At 44.8% G+C, this 696-nt stretch carries 1 pseudogene; it reads right to left on the bottom strand.

The features are described 5' to 3' along the window. Positions 1-510: pseudogene (gene vgrG / locus A9G35_RS06520) on the bottom strand (type VI secretion system tip protein VgrG); the annotation flags it as partial. Positions 511-696 lie beyond the last annotated feature (186 nt).

Raw genomic sequence — 696 nt, 5'->3', positions numbered from 1 at the left:
CGTATTGGCGGTTCGATAGTTATAATCATTTACCTCAACTGATGAGGCCACCACGGCACTGTGTAAGCGAATATCCCAAACGCTTTCAGTGCCACCATCTAAGGTGCCACTCGGTGGTTTGTTATCAATATCAGCAACCTGAGCATAACCTTGCTCATAATCACTTAGCACCATGACATCACAGTTGTGCTCAGCATGGGTTTCAAAGCGAAACCAAATCCCCACATCCGCCAATAAGCGTTGTATGAACTCAAGGTCACTTTCTTGCCATTGGGTAATAAATTCTCGAGACGGGTAGGTGTCTTTTAATTCCAAGCGGTAATCAATGCCGGTAAAACCATGGCTGCGCAGTATCGATTCCACTACACTTACCACGCTTTAGTTTTGAAAAATGGCACACTGTTTTTTCATGGCTAACAACGCTAAGCGGGATGATAAAACAACTTGATAATGCGCTTGCTCTTTACTGACCGATAGCTGACTAAATGCGGTAACCACCCCATGAAGTATGCGCCCGTCACTGATAGCAGGTAAGCCACCTAGTGAGCGTATTGCTTCTGTTAATGGCTAGTTTAAAAAGGGATTAAATGAGAAAGTGGCGTTTTGGTTAAGCAGTGAATCAATGGCAAGGGCTTTATCGGGACTGGTAAATTCAAGGGTATAATGCCACGGCTGGTTAAGCCGCTCATCGCCTTT

The organism is Gilliamella sp. Choc5-1 (assembly GCF_001690595.1).
Lineage (GTDB): Bacteria > Pseudomonadota > Gammaproteobacteria > Enterobacterales > Orbaceae > Gilliamella > Gilliamella apicola_M.
Note: the sequence above shows the minus strand (reverse complement) of the source record. Positions and strands in the feature narration are given on the sequence as shown.